General features: G+C 61.1%; 16 protein-coding genes. 10 read left to right on the top strand and 6 right to left on the bottom strand.

Translation table 11 applies throughout. The annotated features are described in order from the left end of the window. The first annotated feature begins 13 nt into the window (after positions 1-13). Positions 14-1,033: a ferrochelatase gene (gene hemH, locus GIW02_RS06375; RefSeq protein WP_236415387.1), complete on the top strand. Its 1,020-nt coding sequence runs from the start codon at positions 14-16 to the stop codon at positions 1,031-1,033. Positions 1,034-1,150: 117 nt separating this feature from the next. On the opposite strand, the gene GIW02_RS06370 is transcribed toward hemH, so the two are convergent. Together GIW02_RS06370 and algW are read right to left on the bottom strand one after the other, a co-directional pair. Beyond that, positions 1,151-3,247, bottom strand: coding sequence for a TonB-dependent siderophore receptor (locus GIW02_RS06370; RefSeq protein ID WP_236415389.1), 2,097 nt, complete (start codon positions 3,245-3,247; stop codon positions 1,151-1,153). Between the two features lie 113 nt (positions 3,248-3,360). Further along, positions 3,361-4,515, bottom strand: a complete 1,155-nt coding sequence (gene algW, locus GIW02_RS06365) for a Do family serine endopeptidase AlgW (RefSeq protein ID WP_236415391.1) — start codon at positions 4,513-4,515, stop codon at positions 3,361-3,363. A gap of 102 nt (positions 4,516-4,617) precedes the next feature. Between algW and GIW02_RS06360 the strand changes: the two genes are divergently transcribed. The 3 genes from GIW02_RS06360 (at position 4,618) to cysN (ending at position 8,478) form a co-directional block, all read left to right on the top strand. Then, complete coding sequence (locus tag GIW02_RS06360; protein WP_236415396.1) at positions 4,618-5,376, top strand: Nif3-like dinuclear metal center hexameric protein; 759 nt, start codon at positions 4,618-4,620, stop codon at positions 5,374-5,376. Between the two features lie 272 nt (positions 5,377-5,648). Then, a complete protein-coding gene (cysD, locus tag GIW02_RS06355; protein WP_236415398.1) occupies positions 5,649-6,566 on the top strand; it encodes a sulfate adenylyltransferase subunit CysD in 918 nt (305 codons plus the stop codon). A gap of 13 nt (positions 6,567-6,579) precedes the next feature. After that, a complete protein-coding gene (gene cysN, locus GIW02_RS06350; protein WP_236415408.1) occupies positions 6,580-8,478 on the top strand; it encodes a sulfate adenylyltransferase subunit CysN in 1,899 nt (632 codons plus the stop codon). Positions 8,479-8,652: 174 nt separating this feature from the next. Here cysN and GIW02_RS06345 read toward each other — a convergent pair whose 3' ends face one another. The 3 genes from GIW02_RS06345 to GIW02_RS06335 form a co-directional block, all read right to left on the bottom strand. Further along, positions 8,653-9,552 carry an acyltransferase gene (locus GIW02_RS06345; RefSeq protein ID WP_236415410.1) on the bottom strand — a complete coding sequence of 300 codons (900 nt, stop codon included), beginning with the start codon at positions 9,550-9,552 and terminating at the stop codon, positions 8,653-8,655. Further along, positions 9,553-11,652, bottom strand: a complete 2,100-nt coding sequence (gene pta / locus GIW02_RS06340; RefSeq protein ID WP_236415412.1) for a phosphate acetyltransferase — start codon at positions 11,650-11,652, stop codon at positions 9,553-9,555. A 62-nt stretch (positions 11,653-11,714) separates the two neighbouring features. Continuing rightward, entirely contained in the window at positions 11,715-12,053 is a 339-nt protein-coding gene (locus GIW02_RS06335) for a DUF3565 domain-containing protein (RefSeq protein WP_236415414.1), read from the bottom strand. On the opposite strand from GIW02_RS06335, the gene GIW02_RS06330 reads away from it, so the two are divergent. Beyond that, the gene (locus tag GIW02_RS06330; RefSeq protein WP_027606858.1) at positions 12,022-12,507 is read left to right on the top strand and encodes an FKBP-type peptidyl-prolyl cis-trans isomerase; all 486 of its coding nucleotides are present in this window, start codon (positions 12,022-12,024) and stop codon (positions 12,505-12,507) included. The genes GIW02_RS06335 and GIW02_RS06330 overlap by 32 nt on opposite strands. Before the next feature lie 339 nt (positions 12,508-12,846). Here the strand turns inward: GIW02_RS06330 and rpsT are convergent, their stop codons facing one another. Continuing rightward, positions 12,847-13,125, bottom strand: coding sequence for a 30S ribosomal protein S20 (gene rpsT / locus GIW02_RS06325; RefSeq protein WP_003171647.1), 279 nt, complete (start codon positions 13,123-13,125; stop codon positions 12,847-12,849). Between the two features lie 253 nt (positions 13,126-13,378). On the opposite strand from rpsT, the gene murJ reads away from it, so the two are divergent. From murJ to fkpB, 5 genes are all read left to right on the top strand, one after another. Next, positions 13,379-14,917, top strand: a complete 1,539-nt coding sequence (gene murJ, locus GIW02_RS06320) for a murein biosynthesis integral membrane protein MurJ (RefSeq protein WP_236410805.1) — start codon at positions 13,379-13,381, stop codon at positions 14,915-14,917. A gap of 119 nt (positions 14,918-15,036) precedes the next feature. Beyond that, on the top strand, positions 15,037-15,975 hold the full coding sequence (gene ribF, locus GIW02_RS06315; RefSeq protein WP_236410806.1) for a bifunctional riboflavin kinase/FAD synthetase: 939 nt from the start codon (positions 15,037-15,039) through the stop codon (positions 15,973-15,975). A gap of 14 nt (positions 15,976-15,989) precedes the next feature. Continuing rightward, a complete protein-coding gene (gene ileS / locus GIW02_RS06310; RefSeq protein WP_236410807.1) occupies positions 15,990-18,821 on the top strand; it encodes an isoleucine--tRNA ligase in 2,832 nt (943 codons plus the stop codon). Further along, positions 18,814-19,326, top strand: coding sequence for a signal peptidase II (gene lspA / locus GIW02_RS06305; protein ID WP_236410808.1), 513 nt, complete (start codon positions 18,814-18,816; stop codon positions 19,324-19,326). Before ileS ends, lspA begins: the two co-directional genes overlap by 8 nt. A 7-nt stretch (positions 19,327-19,333) precedes the next feature. After that, positions 19,334-19,771 carry an FKBP-type peptidyl-prolyl cis-trans isomerase gene (fkpB, locus tag GIW02_RS06300; protein WP_236410846.1) on the top strand — a complete coding sequence of 146 codons (438 nt, stop codon included), beginning with the start codon at positions 19,334-19,336 and terminating at the stop codon, positions 19,769-19,771. The last annotated feature ends 20 nt before the right edge of the window (positions 19,772-19,791 follow it).

Below are 19,791 nucleotides of genomic sequence, written 5' to 3'. Positions count from 1 at the left end.
GATAGGATGTTGCATGACGGATCACGCGTTGTTACTGGTCAACCTGGGCTCACCGGCGTCCACTTCGGTGGCCGATGTGCGCAGCTACCTCAATCAGTTTTTGATGGACCCTTATGTGATCGACCTGCCGTGGCCGGTACGGCGCTTGCTGGTGTCGTTGATCCTGATCAAGCGCCCCGAACAGTCGGCGCATGCCTATGCGTCGATCTGGTGGGACGAGGGTTCGCCGTTGGTGGTGTTGAGCCGACGCCTGCAGCAGCAAATGACCTCGCAGTGGACCCAGGGCCCGGTAGAACTGGCGATGCGCTATGGCGAACCGTCGATTGAAAGCGTGCTGACCCGCCTCGCGGCCCGGGGTATTCAGAAGGTTACCCTGGCGCCGCTGTACCCGCAGTTTGCCGACAGCACCGTGACCACGGTGATCGAGGAAGCCAAGCGGGTCGTGCGCGACAAGAAGCTCAATGTGCAGTTCTCGACCCTGCAACCGTTCTACGACCAGCCCGAATACCTGGATGCCCTGGCGGCCAGTGTGGTGCCGTATGTCGAGCAGGATTACGACCACTTGCTGATGAGTTTCCACGGCTTGCCCGAGCGCCACCTGACCAAGCTCGACCCCACCGGGCAGCATTGCTTCAAAGATGCCGACTGCTGCAAGAACGCGTCTGCCGAGGTGCTCAAGACGTGCTATCGCGCGCAGTGCTTCAGCGTTGCGCGTGACGTTGCCGAGCGTTTGGGTTTGCCGGAAGGCAAGTGGTCGGTGGCTTTCCAGTCGCGCCTGGGCCGGGCCAAGTGGATCGAACCCTACACCGAAGCGCGCCTTGAGGCCCTGGCGCAGCAAGGCGTGAAAAAGCTGCTGGTGATGTGCCCGGCGTTTGTCGCCGATTGCATCGAAACCCTGGAGGAAATCGGCGATCGCGGCCTGGAGCAGTTCCGCGAGGCTGGCGGTGAGGAGTTGCTGCTGGTGCCTTGCCTGAATGATGACCCGCAGTGGGCGGCGGCGCTTAATACCCTGTGTGAAAAAGCCGCCGGGTGAAGTTTAGATTCAACTGTGGGAGGGGGGCTTGCCCCCGATTGCGGAGTGTCAGTTGATACATGTGTAGCTGACACACCGCCATCGGGAGCAAGCCCCCTCCCACATTTTTGATTGTATTTACAGGTTGAGGGTCAGGCTGACCGTGAGGTTGCGCGGTTCGCCGGGGTTGATCCAGTAGTTGCTGTACGAGCGCTCGTAGTACTTCTCATCAAACAGGTTGTTGAGGTTCAGCCCTACAGTGACATTCTCCGTGGCCTTGTAATGGGCCAGCAGGTCGACCGTGTGGTAAGCCGGCAGCTCGAAGCCCGTGCCGGCTTCACCCGAGCGATCACCCACATAGGTGAAGGCCGCGCCCAGGTCTGAGCCGCGCAACAGCCCATCCTGGAACTCATACACCCCCAACAGACTGCCGCTGCGCTTGGCCACGCCGAGGATTCGGCTGCCAGTCGGGATAACCTTGTCGCCCTTGGTCACCTGGGCGTCGATGTAGGCAAAAGCGCCGATCACGCGCACGGCGTCGCTGACCTGCCCGGTCACTTGCAGGTCGAAGCCCTGGCTGCGCGCCTTGCCCATGGCGCGGTTGGTGTTGGTGGCGGGGTCCAGCGTCAGTACGTTTTCCTTTTCGATATGGAACGCAGCAAGGGTGGCGCTGAGGCGATCGTCGAACAGCTCGCTCTTGACCCCGACTTCATACCCCACGCCTTCTTCCGGCTTGAAGGATTTATTGTCGGCGTCCAGCCCGCTGTTGGGCTTGAACGAGGTGGACGCGTTGGCGAACACGCCGACCTGCGGTGTGAGCTGGTAAAGCAGGCCGGCGCGCTGGGTCAGGGCGTCGTGGGTTTGCCGGCTCGGTGGGGCGTTGCCAGTGAAGTCATCGATGCTCTGTTCGAAATGCTCGAAGCGCGCGCCAACCATGCCGCGCAGGCGGTCGGTAAAGACGATTTGGTCTTGCAGGTTCAGCGCGTGGCTTTTGGTCTGCTCGAAGAAGTCGGTGCCTGTGCGCGCGCCGGTGGGTTTTGGCTGGCCGTAGACCGGGTTGTAAATGTCGATGGCATAGGCGCTGCCGGTGATGGCGGTGACGCGCTCTTGCTTGCGGTAGTCCTCGTATTCGGTGCCCACCAGCAGCTCATGCTGCCAACTGCCGATGTCGAAGAGGCCACGCAGTTCGAGCTGGGTGATGCTGTCATGCCAACCCATGGAGCGCTCGCGGTAGCGGCGGTTGATGGTATGGCCGTCGGCATTCAGCGCGCGGTTTTCCGAGGCGTCGCCCCATAAGCTGCCTTGTTTGTAGTGGCTGGCCAGGCGCAGTTTCCAGGCATCGTTGAGGTGATGTTCGAGGGTGGCCTGGAGGCGGTTGTTGTGGTTGTCGATGTCACCGTCATTGGGCTCGCCAAGGAAGGTTGCGCGCGACATACCAGGGGCGTCGACGATGCCACGGTCGAAGGTGGAGCTGTGGCGCACGAACTCGCTTTCCACCAACAGGCTGGTGTCCGGGTCCAGCTGCCAACTGAATGAAGGCGCGACGAACACGCGCTTGCTCTGCACGTGATCGCGGAAGCTGTGGTTGTCTTCCACCGCGAGGTTGACCCGCGACAGCACCTGGCCTTCGGCGTCCAGCGGGGTGTTGACGTCGAGGGCGGTGCGGTAGCGGTCCCAGCTGCCGGCGCTGGTTTGCAGGGTGGTGAAGGCCTCCGGCTGCGGTTTTTTAGTCACGATATTCACCGTGCCGCCCGGATCGCCGCGCCCGTAAAGGCTGGCGGCAGGGCCCTTGAGCACTTCGATGCGTTCGATATTGGCCGTGTCCGGCGTGCTCGGGTAGCCACGGTTGGCGCTGAAGCCGTCCTGGTAGAACTCCGAGGTGGTGAAGCCGCGCACGCTGTATTCGTAGAGGGTCAGGCCGCCGAAGTTGTTCTGCTTGGACACGCCGCCAGCAAATTCCAGGGCGCGTTCCACATTCGTGCTGCCCAGGTCCTTGAGCACCGTGGTGGGAATCACGCTGATCGACTGTGGGATATCGCGCAGGGCCGTGTCGGTTTTTGTCGCGCTTGCAGAGCGGGTGGCGCGGTAGCCCTTGACCGGGCCGGTCGCGGATTCATAGGCGTCGGTAGTGACGCTGATGGTGTCGAGTTCCAGGGTGTTGTCTTCGGCAAAGGCGGGGTCCAGCAGCAACCCAAAGGCCAGGCCAGCCAAGGGGGCAAATCTTCGAGACGGCATGATAGAGCGTTCCAATAGCGATATTGAAACAATATAACATGACCAATGAGAATGGCTGCGCTTTGAAATATTAGCTTACAGGTACCCGCAAGCGGGTACCTGAGGCGCGCGGCTTACTCTTCTTCTTTCACCGGGGCGGGCGGTGGGCGCAGGCCGATTTCCGCCAGCAGCTTGATCTCTTTACCATTGCGCATCACCTGGATCGCCACCTTGTCGGTTGGCTTGATCCGCGCCACCTGGTTCATCGACTTGCGACCATCGCCTGCCGGTTCGCCGTTGATGCTCAGGATCACATCCCCCAGCTGCAGGCCGGCTTTCTGCGCCGGGCCATCGCGGAAGATGCCGGCGACCACGATGCCAGGACGCCCGGTCAGGCCAAACGACTCGGCCAGCTCTTTGGTCAGCGGCTGCACTTCAATCCCCAGCCAACCGCGAATCACCTGGCCGTGCTCGATGATCGACTTCATGACTTCCATCGCCAGCTTCACCGGAATCGCGAAACCGATACCTTGGGAGCCGCCGGATTTGGAGAAAATCGCCGTGTTGATCCCGGTCAGGTTGCCGTTGGCGTCCACGAGCGCGCCGCCGGAGTTGCCCGGGTTGATCGCCGCGTCGGTCTGGATGAAATCTTCGTAGCTGTTAAGCCCCAACTGGTTACGCCCGGTGGCGCTGATGATGCCCATGGTCACCGTCTGGCCCACCCCGAACGGGTTGCCGATGGCCAGCGCCACGTCACCCACGCGCAGGCCATCGGAACGTCCCAGGGTGATGGACGGCAAGCTCTTCAAATCGATCTTTAGCACCGCCAGGTCTGTTTCAGGATCGCTACCAACTACGCGCGCCAGGGTTTCGCGGCCATCACGCAGGGCGACCACGATCTGGTCGGCGCCGGTGGTCACGTGGTTGTTGGTCAGGATGTAGCCTTCGGGGCTCATGATTACGCCGGAGCCGAGGCTGGATTCCATGCGCCGCTGCTTGGGCCCGTTGTCACCGAAATAGCGGCGGAACTGCGGGTCTTCAAACAACGGATGCGCCGGCTTGTTGATGACCTTGGTGGTGTACAGGTTGACCACCGCCGGAGCGGCGATGACAACGGCATCCGCGTAAGTCACCGGGCCTTGTACCACCGCGCTGGTTTGCGGTGCCTGTTGCAGGTTTACATCAAGGCTGGGCAAGCCCACCCATTCGGGGAAACGCTGAATAATCAGCATCGCGATCAGCACGCCAGCCAACAATGGCCATCCAAAAAAACGCAGTGCCTTGAGCATCAAGTAAGTCCTGACAGGTTGCAGGGGGCGGGAGAGCGCCCATAATGTCGCGCATTATACGAGGCTGCGAGCGCCTCGGAACGGGATATTTAGGAGTCTTTTATGGCCGTTGCTTTGAGCACACTCGTCGAGGAAGCGGACCGCTACCTGGGCAGCGCAAAAATCGCTGATTATTGCCCCAATGGCCTGCAAGTCGAAGGCCGTCCGCAGGTGATGCGCATCGTCAGCGGCGTGACCGCAAGCCAGGCCCTGCTGGACGCGGCCGTCGACGCCCAGGCCGACCTGATCCTGGTGCACCACGGTTATTTCTGGAAGGGCGAGAACCCCTGCATCACCGGTATGAAGCAGCGCCGTCTGAAAACCCTGCTCAAGCATGACATCAGCCTGCTGGCCTACCACTTGCCGTTGGACCTGCACCCCGATGTCGGCAATAACGTGCAACTGGCTCGCCAATTGGACATCACCGTCGAAGGCCCGCTGGACCCCAGCAACCCGAAAATCGTCGGCCTGGTCGGCTCCCTTGCCGAGCCGCTGTCGCCGCGCGACTTTGCGCACCGCGTGCAGAGCGTCATGGGCCGTGAGCCGCTGCTGATCGAAGGCAGTGAAATGATCCGCCGCGTCGGCTGGTGCACTGGCGGTGGTCAGGGTTACATCGACGACGCGGTTGCCGCCGGTGTCGACCTGTACCTCAGCGGTGAAGCCTCCGAGCAGACCTTCCACAGCGCGCGGGAAAACGACATCAGCTTTATTGCTGCCGGCCACCATGCCACCGAGCGCTACGGCGTGCAGGCACTGGGGGATTACCTGGCGCGGCGGTTTGCCCTGGAGCATTTGTTCATCGACTGCCCCAACCCGATCTAAGTAACGCCGAGGATCAAATGTGGGAGGGGCGGTGCGACGATTCGACTTGCCCCCGATGACAGAGTGTCAGCTAAGTATGTATCAACTGACACACCGCTATCGGGGGCAAGCCCCCTCCCACACTTGACTGCATTCCAGGCCAAACTCGGGAGCATATTCATATACCGTTTCGATCTAGCCAGCTCCCTGAATAGAAGAAGGTGCTGTGCTAGCATGCCCCGCTCGAACACGGCCCGCTGGCCGTCCATAAGATCGTTTTTCCGTGAGTAACCATGGTCGACAAACTGACGCATCTGAAACAGTTGGAGGCGGAAAGCATCCACATCATCCGCGAGGTCGCCGCCGAGTTCGATAACCCGGTGATGCTCTACTCGATCGGTAAAGACTCCGCCGTGATGCTGCACCTGGCGCGCAAGGCCTTCTTCCCGGGCAAGTTGCCGTTCCCGGTGATGCACGTCGACACCCGGTGGAAATTCCAGGAGATGTACAAGTTCCGCGACCGCATGGTTGAAGAACTGGGCCTGGACCTGATTACCCACGTCAACCCGGACGGTGTGGCGCAGGGCATCAACCCGTTCACCCACGGCAGCGCCAAGCACACCGACATCATGAAGACCGAGGGCCTCAAGCAGGCTCTGGACAAGCATGGTTTCGACGCAGCGTTCGGCGGTGCCCGTCGCGATGAAGAGAAATCCCGCGCCAAAGAGCGCGTGTACTCGTTCCGTGACAGCAAGCATCGCTGGGACCCAAAGAACCAGCGTCCCGAGCTGTGGAACGTCTACAACGGCAACGTCAACAAGGGCGAGTCGATCCGTGTGTTCCCGCTGTCCAACTGGACCGAGCTGGACATCTGGCAGTACATCTACCTCGAAGGCATCCCTATTGTGCCGCTGTACTTCGCCGCCGAACGCGATGTGATCGAGAAGAACGGCACGTTGATCATGATCGACGACGACCGCATCCTCGAGCACTTGTCCGACGAAGACAAAGCCCGAATCGTCAAAAAGAAAGTACGTTTCCGTACCCTTGGCTGCTACCCGTTGACGGGCGCTGTGGAGTCCGACGCTGAAAGCCTGACGGACATCATTCAAGAAATGCTCCTGACGCGAACTTCCGAGCGCCAGGGCCGGGTCATCGACCACGATGGCGCAGGCTCGATGGAAGATAAAAAACGTCAGGGTTATTTCTAAGGGGCTGTCACCAATGTCGCATCAATCTGATTTGATCAGCGAGGACATCCTCGCCTACCTGGGCCAGCACGAGCGCAAGGAAATGTTGCGCTTCCTGACCTGTGGCAACGTCGACGACGGCAAGAGTACCCTGATCGGGCGCCTGCTGCACGACTCCAAGATGATCTACGAAGATCACCTGGAAGCCATCACCCGTGATTCGAAGAAGTCCGGTACCACCGGCGACGACATCGACCTGGCCTTGCTGGTCGACGGCCTGCAGGCTGAGCGTGAGCAGGGCATCACCATTGATGTTGCCTACCGCTACTTCTCCACCGCCAAGCGTAAATTCATCATCGCCGACACCCCCGGCCATGAGCAGTACACCCGCAACATGGCCACCGGTGCCTCCACCTGTGACCTGGCGATCATCCTGATCGACGCCCGCTACGGCGTGCAGACCCAGACCCGTCGCCACAGCTTTATCGCCTCGTTGCTGGGCATCAAGCACATCGTGATTGCCGTCAACAAGATGGACATCAACGGCTTTGACCAGAGCGTGTTCGAGCAGATCAAGGCCGATTACCTCAAGTTCGCCGACGGTATCGCCTTCAAGCCGAGCACCATGGCCTTTGTGCCGATGTCGGCGCTCAAGGGCGACAACGTGGTGAACAAAAGCGAGCGTTCGCCGTGGTACACCGGCCAGTCGCTGATGGAGATCCTCGAAACCGTCGAGATTGCCAACGACCGCAACTACACCGACCTGCGTTTCCCGGTGCAGTACGTCAACCGTCCGAACCTGAACTTCCGTGGTTTTGCCGGCACCCTGGCCAGCGGCATCGTGCACAAAGGCGACGAAGTCGTGGTGCTGCCGTCGGGCAAGAGCAGCCGCGTCAAATCCATCGTCACCTTCGACGGTGAACTTGAGCACGCAGGCCCAGGCCAGGCCGTGACCCTGACCATGGAAGACGAGATCGACATCTCCCGTGGCGACCTGCTGGTGCATGCCGACAACGTGCCGCAAGTGACTGACGCCTTCGACGCCATGCTGGTGTGGATGGCTGAAGAGCCGATGCTGCCGGGCAAGAAGTACGACATCAAGCGCGCCACCAGCTACGTGCCGGGTTCCATCACCAGCATCGTGCACCGCGTGGACGTGAACACCCTGGCCGAAGGCCCGGCGAGTTCGCTGCAGTTGAACGAGATTGGTCGCGTCAAGGTCAGCCTCGACGCCGCCATCGCGCTGGACGGTTACGACAGCAACCGCACCACCGGTGCATTCATCGTGATCGACCGTTTGACCAACGGCACTGTGGCGGCGGGCATGATCATCGCGCCGCCGGTGACCCACGGCAGCGCGGCGCAGCACGGCAAGCTGGCCCACGTGGCCACCGAAGAGCGTGCCCAGCGTTTCGGCCAGCAACCGGCTACCGTGTTGTTCAGCGGCCTGTCGGGCGCTGGCAAAAGCACCTTGGCTTATGCGGTTGAGCGCAAGCTGTTCGACATGGGCCGTGCGGTGTTCGTACTGGATGGCCAGAACCTGCGTCACGACCTGAACAAGGGCTTGCCGCAGGACCGTGCCGGGCGTACCGAGAACTGGCGTCGTGCCGCGCACGTGGCGCGCCAGTTCAACGAAGCCGGCCTGCTGACCCTGGCCGCGTTCGTTGCACCGGATGCCGAAGGCCGCGAACAGGCCAAGGCGCTGATCGGCAGCGAGCGTTTGCTGACCGTGTACGTGCAGGCATCGCCGCTGGTGTGCGCCGAGCGTGACCCGCAAGGCCTGTACGCTGCCGGTGGGGATAACATCCCGGGCGAGTCCTTCCCGTACGACGTGCCGTTGAATGCCGATCTGGTGATCGACACCCAGGCCCTGTCGCTGGAAGACAGCGTCAAGCAAGTGCTGGAACTGTTGCGTCAGCGCGGCGCGATCTAAACCTCGCCGCCACAAAAAAGCCCGCCACCGAGTGATCGGTGGCGGGCTTTTTACAGTCTAGAGATCGGGCTCGGTCAAGTGTGGGAGGGGGCTTGCTCCCGATAGCGGTGTATCAGTAACAGCTGTACTGGCTGACACGCCGCCATCGGGAGCAAGCCCCCTCCCACAGGGTGATCATCGTTTGCCTAGGAATTCTGTGTGCAGTTTCTCCAGCAACTGATCCTTGTCTTCCCATAGCTTGTTGATCCACCCCTGGAACGCCAACCGATATTCCCCATCCTGTTCATAATTCTTGCCAATGAACTCGGCCGGAATCTGCACTTCCTCAAACTGCACGACAACGTCCTTCACATTGCCACACAGCAAATCCCAATACCCCGGGCGCCCGGCTGGGTAGTGAATGGTCACATTGACCAGTGACTTCAACTGCTCACCCATCGCATCCAACACAAACGCGATACCGCCAGCCTTGGGCTTGAGCAGATATTTAAACGGTGATTTCTGCTGGGCATGCTTGCCCGGCGTAAACCGCGTGCCCTCGGCAAAGTTGAAAATGCCCACCGGGTTGTCGCGAAACTTCGCACAGGTCTTGCGGGTTGTTTCCAGGTCTTTGCCTTTCTTCTCCGGGTGCTTTTCCAAGTAGGCCTTGGTGTAGCGCTTCATGAACGGAAAGCCCAGCGCCCACCACGCCAGGCCAATCACCGGCACCCAGATCAGCTCCTGCTTGAGGAAGAACTTCAGCGGGCGGATGCGTCGATTGAGCACGTATTGCAGCACCATGATGTCGACCCAGCTCTGGTGGTTGCTGGTCACCAGGTAGGAGTGTTCATAGTCCAGCCCCTCCAGGCCGGTGAGGTGCCAGCGTGTACGCTGCACCAGGTTCATCCAGCCCTTGTTGTTGGTGACCCAGGCCTCGTGCGTGTGATTCATCAGCCATTCGCTGAAGCGTTTGGCAAACGGCAGCGCCTTGAACAGCGCGACGATAAACAGGAACGAGCACAACAGGATCGTGTTCAGCGCCAACAGCACTGACGCGATCACCCCGCGCACGGCGGCAGGTAGAAAATCCAGCATTTAGATATCCATAGGTCGGTTGGCGGCTTGGATCGCAGTCAGTGCGATGGTGTACACGATGTCGTCGACCTGGGCGCCGCGTGGCAGGTCGTTGACCGGTTTGCGCAGGCCCTGGAGCATCGGCCCCAGGCTCACGCAGTCGGCGCTGCGTTGCACGGCCTTGTGCGTGGTGTTGCCGGTGTTCAGGTCCGGGAACACGAACACCGTGGCCTTGCCCGCGACCAGGCTGTCGGGCGCCAATTGGCGAGCCACGGCTTCGTTGGCTGCGGCGTCGTATTGCAGTGGGCCGTCAATCAGCAGCGAGCTTTGTTGCTCGTGGGCGAGCAGGGTGGCTTCGCGGACCTTCTCGACTTCCTCACCGCTGGCCGAGTCGCCGCTGGAATAGCTGATCATCGCCACACGCGGGGTAATCCCGAACGCGGCGGCCGAATCGGCGCTTTGCAGGGCGATCTCCGCCAGTTCCGCAGCGCTTGGGTGTGGGTTCATCACGCAGTCGCCGTACACCAGCACCTGCTCGGGGAACAGCATGAAAAACACCGACGACACCAGCGTGCAGCCTGGCGCGGTCTTGATCAGCTGCAGGGCAGGGCGGATGGTGTTGGCGGTGGAGTGAATGACGCCGGAGACCAGGCCGTCCACCTCGTCCAGCGCGAGCATCATGGTGGCGATCACCACCGTGTCCTCCAGTTGCTGCTCGGCCATCGGCGCATTGAGGCTTTTGCTCTTGCGCAGCGCCACCATCGGTTCGACGTAGCGCTGGCGAATCAGGTCCGGGTCAAGAATCTCCAGGCCCTCGGGCAGTTCGATGCCCTGGGCGCGGGCGACGGCTTCCACGTCCGCAGGCTTGGCCAGCAGCACGCAGCGCGCGATGCCCCGGGCCTGGCAGATGGCGGCGGCTTGCACGGTCAGCGGCTCGCTGCCTTCGGGCAGCACGATGCGCTTGTTGGCCGCCTGGGCGCGTTGGATCAGCTGGTAACGGAACACCGCCGGCGACAGGCGCATTTCCCGCGGAGTGCCGCAGCGTTGGTGCAGCCAGCGTGCATCGAGGTGGCTGGCGACGAAATCGGTGATGATCTCCGCGCGCTCGCGGTCATCGATGGGGATTTCCTTATTCAGGCTATTGAGCTGGTTCGCCGTGTCATAGGAGCCGCTGCTCACCGACAGCACCGGCAGCCCGGCCTGGAAGGCGCCACGGCACAGGTCCATGATGCGCGGGTCGGGCAGGGTGTCGCTGGTCAGCAGCAGGCCGGCCAGGGGTACGCCGTTGATCGCGGCCAGGCTGACGGCGAGGATGATGTCGTCGCGATCGCCTGGGGTTACCACCAGCACGCCGGGCTTGAGCAGCTCCACGGTGTTACGCATGGTGCGCGCACAGATGATGATCTTGGTCATGCGCCGCGTTTCATAGTCGCCGGCGTTGAGGATCTGCGCGCCCATCAGGTCGGCCACGTCACGCGTGCGCGGTGCGTTGAGTTCCGGTTGGTAGGGGATGCAGCCGAGCAGGCGGAAATCGCCGCTGCGCAACAGCGGCGAATGCTCCTTGAGGCGCGCCGAGAAGGCTTCCATGCTTTCGTCGGTGCGCACCTTGTTGAGGATCACGCCCAGCACCTTCGGGTCTTTCGGGCCACCGAACAGTTGGGCCTGCAATTCCACGCGGCCTGATAGTTCGGTGAGTACTTCGTTTTCCGGGGCCGACACCAGGATCACTTCCGCATCCAGGCTCTTGGCCAGGTGCAGGTTGACCCGCGCCGCATAGCTGGCGCTGCGGGTCGGCACCATGCCCTCGACGATCAGCACGTCCTTGCCCACGGCGGCTTGCTGGTAGAGCGTGATGATTTCTTCGAGCAGCTCATCCAGCTGGCCGTCGCCGAGCATGCGCTCTACGTGAGCCAGGCCCAGCGGCTGTGGCGGCTTGAGGCCGTGGGTGCGGGCCACCAGTTCGGTGGAGCGCTCGGGGCCGGTGTCGCCGGGGTGCGGCTGGGCGATCGGTTTGAAGAAGCCGACTTTCAGCCCGGCCCGCTCAAGGGTACGCACCAGCCCAAGGCTGATGGAGGTCAGACCCACACCAAAATCGGTGGGCGCGATAAAAAAAGTCTGCATGCGAATTCTCTGGAGGTGCATGGCTTGGGTGGCCGTCTATGACTGATGGCCTACCGCGGGAATCAGCTGACAAGGTTATCTCTATCCGGCGCTTGAGCACACCAGCCACACGCAAAGCGCTGGCCTATTTTTTCAAGACGTTGCGCGGGCTCCGTCACCCAGGCCCGGGATTGCCAGGGTGGTTGATGACGCAGGTGCTGAGTGTGGCCGCAGGACAGCTCCACCACCCAATGCTGGTCTTCATCCTGATGAAAACCGGTGATGGTCGAGTCGTTTGTTCGACCCCGTCCGTCCGGGTTCTGTTCGCTTTCGGGCAAATCCTTGTTTAGACTTGTCCGTTCTTCATTCTTATGCAAAAGGTCTCGCCCCATGACGATCGCCGCTAACAAGGCTGTCTCCATCGACTATACCCTGACCAACGACGCTGGTGAGGTCATCGACAGCTCCGCCGGCGGCGCGCCGCTGGTCTACCTGCAAGGCGCAGGTAACATCATCCCAGGCCTGGAAAAGGCTCTGGAAGGCAAGAGCGTTGGTGATGAACTGACCGTTGCCGTAGAACCTGAAGATGCCTACGGCGAGTACTCCGCCGAGCTGGTCAGCACCCTGAGCCGCAGCATGTTCGAAGGTGTTGACGAGCTGGAAGTCGGCATGCAGTTCCACGCTTCCGCGCCGGACGGTCAAATGCAGATCGTGACCATCCGTGATCTGGACGGCGACGACGTTACCGTCGACGGCAACCACCCTCTGGCAGGCCAGCGCCTGAACTTCCAAGTGAAGATCGTTGCCATCCGCGACGCTTCCCAGGAAGAAGTGGCTCACGGCCACGTCCACGGTGAAGGCGGTCACCACCATTGATCGTGGTTTGATCAATCGGTAGCAAAAACGCCCCGACTGGTTCGGGGCGTTTTTTTGCCTGATAGTTAAGTCGAGTGCTTTTTTGTGGCGAGCGGGCTTGCCCGCGTTGGGGCGCGAAGCGGCCCCAATAAATCCACCGCGCTATTTCAGGCATATCGCGGTCGCAGGTTTCAGGGCCGCTTCGCGCCCCAGCGCGGGCAAGCCCGCTCGCCACAACAAGCCTGTTCATCACATCAGCCTGTAGTGATTTTCCGGCACACACAAAAATGCCCCGGACCTTTCGGCACGGGGCATTTCTTAACTGTTACGCAACCTGGGTTACGCGGCAGTTGTTACCACTTAGGCTGCTGCAGCGACGTTCAGAGCCTTGATGTGGCCATTCAGGCGGCTCTTATGGCGAGCGGCCTTGTTCTTGTGGATGATGCCTTTATCGGCCATACGGTCGATAACTGGCACGGCCAGAACGTAAGCAGCTTGGGCTTTTTCAGCGTCTTTGGTGTCGATGGCTTTAACTACATTCTTGATGTAGGTACGAACCATGGAACGCAGGCTGGCGTTGTGGCTGCGACGCTTCTCAGCCTGTTTTGCACGTTTTTTGGCGGAAGGTGTGTTGGCCACCGTCGAGCTCCTCGAAAGACTTTTTAGGAAATAGCAAACAAAATAGGCCGCGAATCATGCCGATGACTTGATGGGTTGTCAAGAGCGGCTGATGCGAACTGCTGAGTGGTCGATCTGAAGAGGCGGGTGATTTATTTCCGGCGCTTGACCTGTAAACTCGCGAGCTTTGGCTCTGTGCTGTTGCAGGCGCGCAGTATCGCATAAGTAGGCGCACAGTTCGCCTGCTCTTTATCTATAGGCGCAAACTCTTTCAATGAATCTGCTCAAATCGTTGGCTGCCGTCAGCTCTATCACGATGATCTCCCGGGTTTTGGGGTTTGTGCGTGACACCCTGCTGGCGCGCATATTTGGCGCCAGCATGGCCACGGATGCGTTCTTTATTGCCTTCAAACTTCCCAACCTGCTGCGACGGATCTTCGCCGAGGGCGCGTTTTCCCAGGCATTCGTGCCGATCCTGGCCGAATACAAGACCCAGCAGGGCGAAGAGGCGACTCGCACCTTTATTGCCTACGTGTCTGGCCTGCTGACCCTGGTGCTGATGCTGGTGACTATCCTCGGCATGCTCGCTGCGCCCTGGGTGATCTGGGCCACGGCGCCTGGCTTTGCCAATACCCCGGAAAAATTCGCGCTGACCACTGACCTGCTGCGCGTGACCTTTCCTTATATATTGCTGATTTCCTTGTCGTCCCTGGCCGGGGCGATCCTCAACACCTGGAACCGTTTCTCGGTGCCGGCCTTTGTGCCGACCCTGCTGAACGTCAGCATGATTATTTTTGCGCTGTTCCTCACGCCGTATTTCGACCCGCCGGTAATGGCCCTGGGCTGGGCCGTGCTGGCCGGCGGCCTGGCGCAGTTGATCTACCAACTGCCGCACCTGAAAAAAATCGGCATGCTGGTATTGCCGCGTCTTAACCTCAAGGACACCGGCGTGTGGCGCGTGATGCGCAACATGCTGCCGGCGATCCTCGGCGTGTCGGTGAGCCAGATCTCCCTGATCATCAACACCGCGTTTGCCTCGTTGTTGGTGTCCGGCTCGGTGTCGTGGATGTACTACGCCGATCGTCTGATGGAGTTGCCATCCGGTGTGCTCGGTGTGGCGCTGGGCACCATCCTGCTGCCGACACTGGCGCGCACCTACGCCAGCAAGGACCGCCAGGAATACTCGCGCATCCTCGATTGGGGCCTGCGCCTGTGTTTTGTGCTGGTGCTGCCGTGCGCCCTGGCGCTGGGTATCCTGGCCGAGCCGTTGACGGTCTCGCTGTTTCAATACGGCCAATTCGATGCGCACGACGCGTTGATGACGCAGCACGCGCTGGTCGCCTATTCCGTGGGGCTGCTGGGCATTATCGTGATCAAGGTGCTGGCCCCCGGCTTCTATGCGCAGCAAAACATCCGAACGCCGGTCAAAATCGCGATTTTCACGCTGATCGTCACGCAATTGCTCAACCTGGTCTTCATCGGTCCGCTGGCCCACGCCGGCCTGGCCCTGGCCATCAGTGCGGGGGCGTGCATCAACGCCGGCCTGCTGTTTTACCAGCTGCGCAAGCAGCAGATGTTCCAGCCGCAGCCAGGCTGGGGTCTGTTTGCCCTCAAACTGCTGGTGGCGGTGGCGGCGATGTCGGCGGTATTGCTGGGCCTGATGCACTTTATGCCCGCCTGGGACGAAGGCCATATGCTTGAGCGCTTCATGCGCCTGGGCGTGCTGGTGGTTGCCGGTGTGGTGGTGTACTTCGGGATGTTGCTGCTGCAGGGCTTTCGCCTGCGCGATTTCAATCGCAAGTCACTGAACTAGAGAGTTTGCCGCGATAAAACGGTTGTTTTATCGATTCGATCCATTTGGCCTGCGCTGTTGCCTGTCGTCCGGGGCTGGGTGTGGTTATAATCGACCACTTTATGAGCAAGAAGCGCGTTATGCAGCTGGTTCGAGGTCTCCACAACCTGCGCCCCGAGCATCGGGGCTGCGTCGCCACTATTGGCAACTTTGACGGTGTTCACCGTGGCCACCAGGCTATCCTGGCCCGGCTGCGCGAGCGTGCGGTCGAGTTGGGCGTGCCCAGCTGCGTGGTGATTTTTGAGCCACAGCCGCGGGAATACTTCACCCCGCAAACGGCGCCAGCGCGCCTGGCCCGCCTGCGCGACAAACTGCAACTGCTGGCCGAAGAAGGCGTGGACCGCGTTCTCTGCCTGGCCTTCAACCAGCGCTTGCAAAGCCTCAGCGCTGCAGAGTTCGTCGACCGCATCCTGGTCGATGGCCTGGGCGTACAGCACCTGGAGGTCGGCGACGACTTCCGTTTCGGCTGCGACCGTGTAGGCGATTTCGATTTCCTGCAACACGCCGGTATCACCCAGGGTTTTACCGTCGAAGCCGCGCAAACCGTCGAACTGGACGGCCTGCGTGTGAGCAGTACCCAGGTGCGTAACGCCCTGGCCGCTGCCGACTTCGGCTTGGCCGAGCGTTTGCTCGGCCGCCCGTTCCGCATTGCCGGGCGGGTCCTGCACGGCCAGAAGCTGGCGCGCCAACTGGGCACGCCAACCGCCAACGTGCAACTCAAGCGCCGTCGTGTACCGTTGACCGGGGTTTACCTGGTGAGCGTCGACATCGACGGCCAGCCGTGGCCGGGAGTCGCCAATATAGGCGTCAGACCCACGGTTGCAGGTGATGGCAAGGCCCACCTGGAAGTTCACCTTTTGGATTTTGCCGGTGATTTGTATGACCGGCGTTTGACGGTGGTTTTCCACCAGAAGCTGCGTGAAGAGCAGCGTTTCGCCTCCCTTGAGGCGTTGAAAACGGCGATCAATGCGGATGTCGCCGCCGCCCGTGCACTAGCCGCACCTAGCGCCCATCGCTAACCGAAGAGCCTTAAATGACCGACTATAAAGCCACGCTAAACCTTCCGGACACCGCCTTCCCAATGAAGGCCGGCCTGCCACAGCGCGAACCGCAGATCCTGCAGCGCTGGGACAGTATTGGCCTGTACGGAAAGTTGCGCGAAATTGGCAAGGATCGTCCGAAATTCGTCCTGCACGACGGCCCTCCTTATGCCAACGGCACGATTCACATCGGTCATGCACTGAACAAGATTCTCAAGGACATGATCCTGCGTTCGAAAACCCTGTCGGGCTTCGACGCACCGTATGTTCCAGGTTGGGACTGCCACGGCCTGCCGATCGAACACAAAGTCGAAGTGACCTACGGCAAGAACCTGGGCGCGGACAAAACCCGCGAACTGTGCCGCGCCTACGCCACCGAGCAGATCGAAGGGCAGAAGTCCGAATTCATCCGCCTCGGCGTGCTGGGCGAGTGGGACAACCCCTACAAGACCATGAACTTCAAGAACGAGGCCGGTGAAATCCGCGCCTTGGCCGAAATCGTCAAGGGCGGCTTCGTGTTCAAGGGCCTCAAGCCCGTGAACTGGTGCTTTGACTGCGGTTCGGCCCTGGCCGAAGCGGAAGTCGAGTACGAAGACAAGAAGTCCTCGACCATCGACGTGGCCTTCCCGATCGCCGACGACGCCAAGCTGGCCGAGGCCTTTGGCCTGGCAAGCCTGAGCAAGCCGGCGGCCATCGTGATCTGGACCACCACCCCGTGGACGATCCCGGCCAACCAGGCGCTGAACGTGCACCCGGAATTCACTTACGCCCTGGTGGACGTCGGTGATCGCCTGCTGGTGCTGGCCGAAGAAATGGTCGAAGCCTGCCTGGCGCGCTACGAGCTGCAAGGTTCGGTGATCGCCACCACCACCGGTACTGCGCTGGAACTGATCAACTTCCGTCACCCGTTCTACGACCGTCTGTCGCCAGTGTATCTGGCTGAATACGTCGAGTTGGGTTCGGGTACCGGCGTGGTTCACTCCGCGCCCGCCTATGGCGTGGACGACTTCGTGACCTGCAAAGCCTACGGCATGGTCAACGACGACATCCTCAACCCGGTGCAGAGCAATGGCGTGTATGCGCCGTCGCTGGAGTTCTTCGGCGGCCAGTTCATCTTCAAGGCCAACGAGCCGATCATCGACAAGCTGCGCGAAGTCGGTTCGCTGTTGCACACCGAAACCATCAAGCACAGCTACATGCACTGCTGGCGCCACAAGACTCCGTTGATCTACCGCGCCACCGCGCAGTGGTTTATCGGCATGGACAAGCAGCCGACCAGCGGCGACACCCTGCGCAACCGTGCGATCAAGGCCATTGAAGACACCAAGTTCGTACCGGCCTGGGGCCAGGCGCGCCTGCACTCGATGATCGCCAACCGCCCGGACTGGTGCATCTCGCGCCAGCGCAACTGGGGCGTGCCGATCCCGTTCTTCCTGAACAAGGAAAGCGGCGAACTGCATCCACGCACCGTTGAACTGATGGAAGTCGTGGCCCAGCGCGTTGAACAGGAAGGTATCGAAGCCTGGTTCAAGCTGGACGCCGCCGAACTGCTGGGCGATGAAGCGCCGCAGTACGACAAGATCAGCGACACTCTCGACGTGTGGTTCGACTCGGGCACCACTCACTGGCACGTGCTGCGTGGTTCACACCCGATGGGTCACGAGACCGGCCCACGCGCCGACCTGTACCTGGAAGGCTCGGACCAACACCGTGGCTGGTTCCACTCCTCGTTGCTGACCGGTTGCGCCATCGACGACCACGCCCCGTACCGCGAACTGTTGACCCACGGTTTCACCGTCGACGAGACGGGCCGCAAGATGTCCAAGTCGCTGAAGAACGTGATCGAGCCCAAGAAGATCAACGACACCCTGGGCGCCGACATCATGCGTCTGTGGGTCGCTTCGACCGATTACTCCGGCGAAATCGCCGTGTCGGACCAGATCCTGGCCCGCAGCGCCGATGCCTACCGCCGTATCCGTAATACCGCACGCTTCCTGCTGTCGAACCTGACCGGTTTCAACCCGGCCACCGACCTGCTGCCGGCCGAGGACATGCTCGCCCTGGACCGTTGGGCCGTAGACCGCACCCTGTTGCTGCAACGCGAGTTGCAGGAACACTACGGCGAATACCGCTTCTGGAACGTGTACTCGAAGATCCACAACTTCTGCGTGCAGGAGCTGGGTGGTTTCTACCTCGACATCATCAAGGACCGCCAGTACACCACCGGCGCCAACAGCAAGGCACGCCGTTCGGCGCAGACCGCGCTGTACCACATCAGCGAGGCGCTGGTGCGCTGGATCGCGCCGATCCTGGCCTTCACCGCCGACGAACTGTGGGAATACCTGCCGGGCGAGCGTAACGAGTCCGTGATGCTCAACACCTGGTACGAAGGCTTGACCGAACTGCCGGCCGACTTCGAACTGGGCCGCGAGTACTGGGAAGGCGTGATGGCCGTCAAAGTCGCGGTGAACAAAGAGCTGGAAGTGCAGCGTGCGGCCAAGGCCGTCGGTGGCAACCTGCAAGCCGAAGTCACCCTGTTTGCCGAAGAAGGCCTGACCGCCGACCTGACCAAGCTGAGCAACGAGCTGCGCTTCGTGCTGATCACCTCGACTGCCAGCCTGGCCCCGTTCGCCCAGGCCCCGGCAGACGCGGTGGTCACCGACGTGCCTGGGCTCAAGCTCAAAGTCGTCAAGTCGGCCTTCCCCAAGTGCGCCCGCTGCTGGCACTGCCGTGAAGACGTTGGCGTGAACCCTGAGCATCCAGAGATCTGCGGTCGTTGTGTCGACAACATCTCGGGTGATGGCGAGGTTCGCCACTATGCCTAATCCAGCCAGCCGTTTTGGACGCCTGGGTTGGCTCGTATTGAGCGTGCTGGTCCTGGTCATCGACCAGGTCAGCAAGGCTCACTTCGAGGGCTCCCTGGAAATGTTCCAGCAGATCGTGGTGATCCCGGATTACTTCAGTTGGACCCTGGCCTACAACACCGGCGCGGCGTTCAGCTTCCTCGCCGACGGTGGCGGCTGGCAGCGCTGGCTGTTTGCCTTGATCGCCGTGGTGGTCAGTGCGGTGCTGGTGGTCTGGCTCAAACGCCTGGGCCGCGATGACACCTGGTTGGCCATTGCCCTGGCCCTGGTGCTGGGCGGCGCGCTGGGCAACCTGTACGACCGCATTGCCCTGGGCCATGTGATCGACTTTATCCTGGTGCATTGGCAGAACCGCTGGTATTTCCCTGCGTTCAACTTTGCCGACAGCGCCATCACCGTCGGTGCAATCATGCTGGCGTTGGACATGTTCAAGAGCAAGAAAACCGGAGAGACCGTCAATGACTGATCAGGTATTGGCTGAGCAACGCATCGGCCAGAACACGGAAGTCACTTTGCATTTCGCACTGCGCCTGGAGAATGGCGACACGGTCGACAGCACGTTCGACAAAGCCCCGGCGACCTTCAAGGTCGGCGACCGCAACCTGCTGCCGGGTTTTGAAGCGGCCCTGTTCGGTTTCAAGGCCGGCGACAAGCGCACCCTGCAGATCCTGCCGGAAAACGCCTTTGGCCAGCCCAACCCGCAAAACGTGCAGATCATCCCGCGTTCGCAGTTCCAGGACATGGACCTGTCGGAAGGCCTGCTGGTGATCTTCAACGATGCGGCGAATACCGAGCTGCCCGGTGTGGTCAAAACTTTCGATGACGCGCAAGTGACCATCGATTTCAACCACCCATTGGCCGGTAAAACCTTGACGTTCGACGTTGAAATCATCGACGTTAAAGCGCTCTGACTGGCGAAACACAATTAATG

It is taken from the genome of Pseudomonas syringae, from assembly GCF_021606685.1.
Lineage (GTDB): Bacteria > Pseudomonadota > Gammaproteobacteria > Pseudomonadales > Pseudomonadaceae > Aquipseudomonas > Aquipseudomonas syringae_R.
Note: the sequence above shows the minus strand (reverse complement) of the source record. Positions and strands in the feature narration are given on the sequence as shown.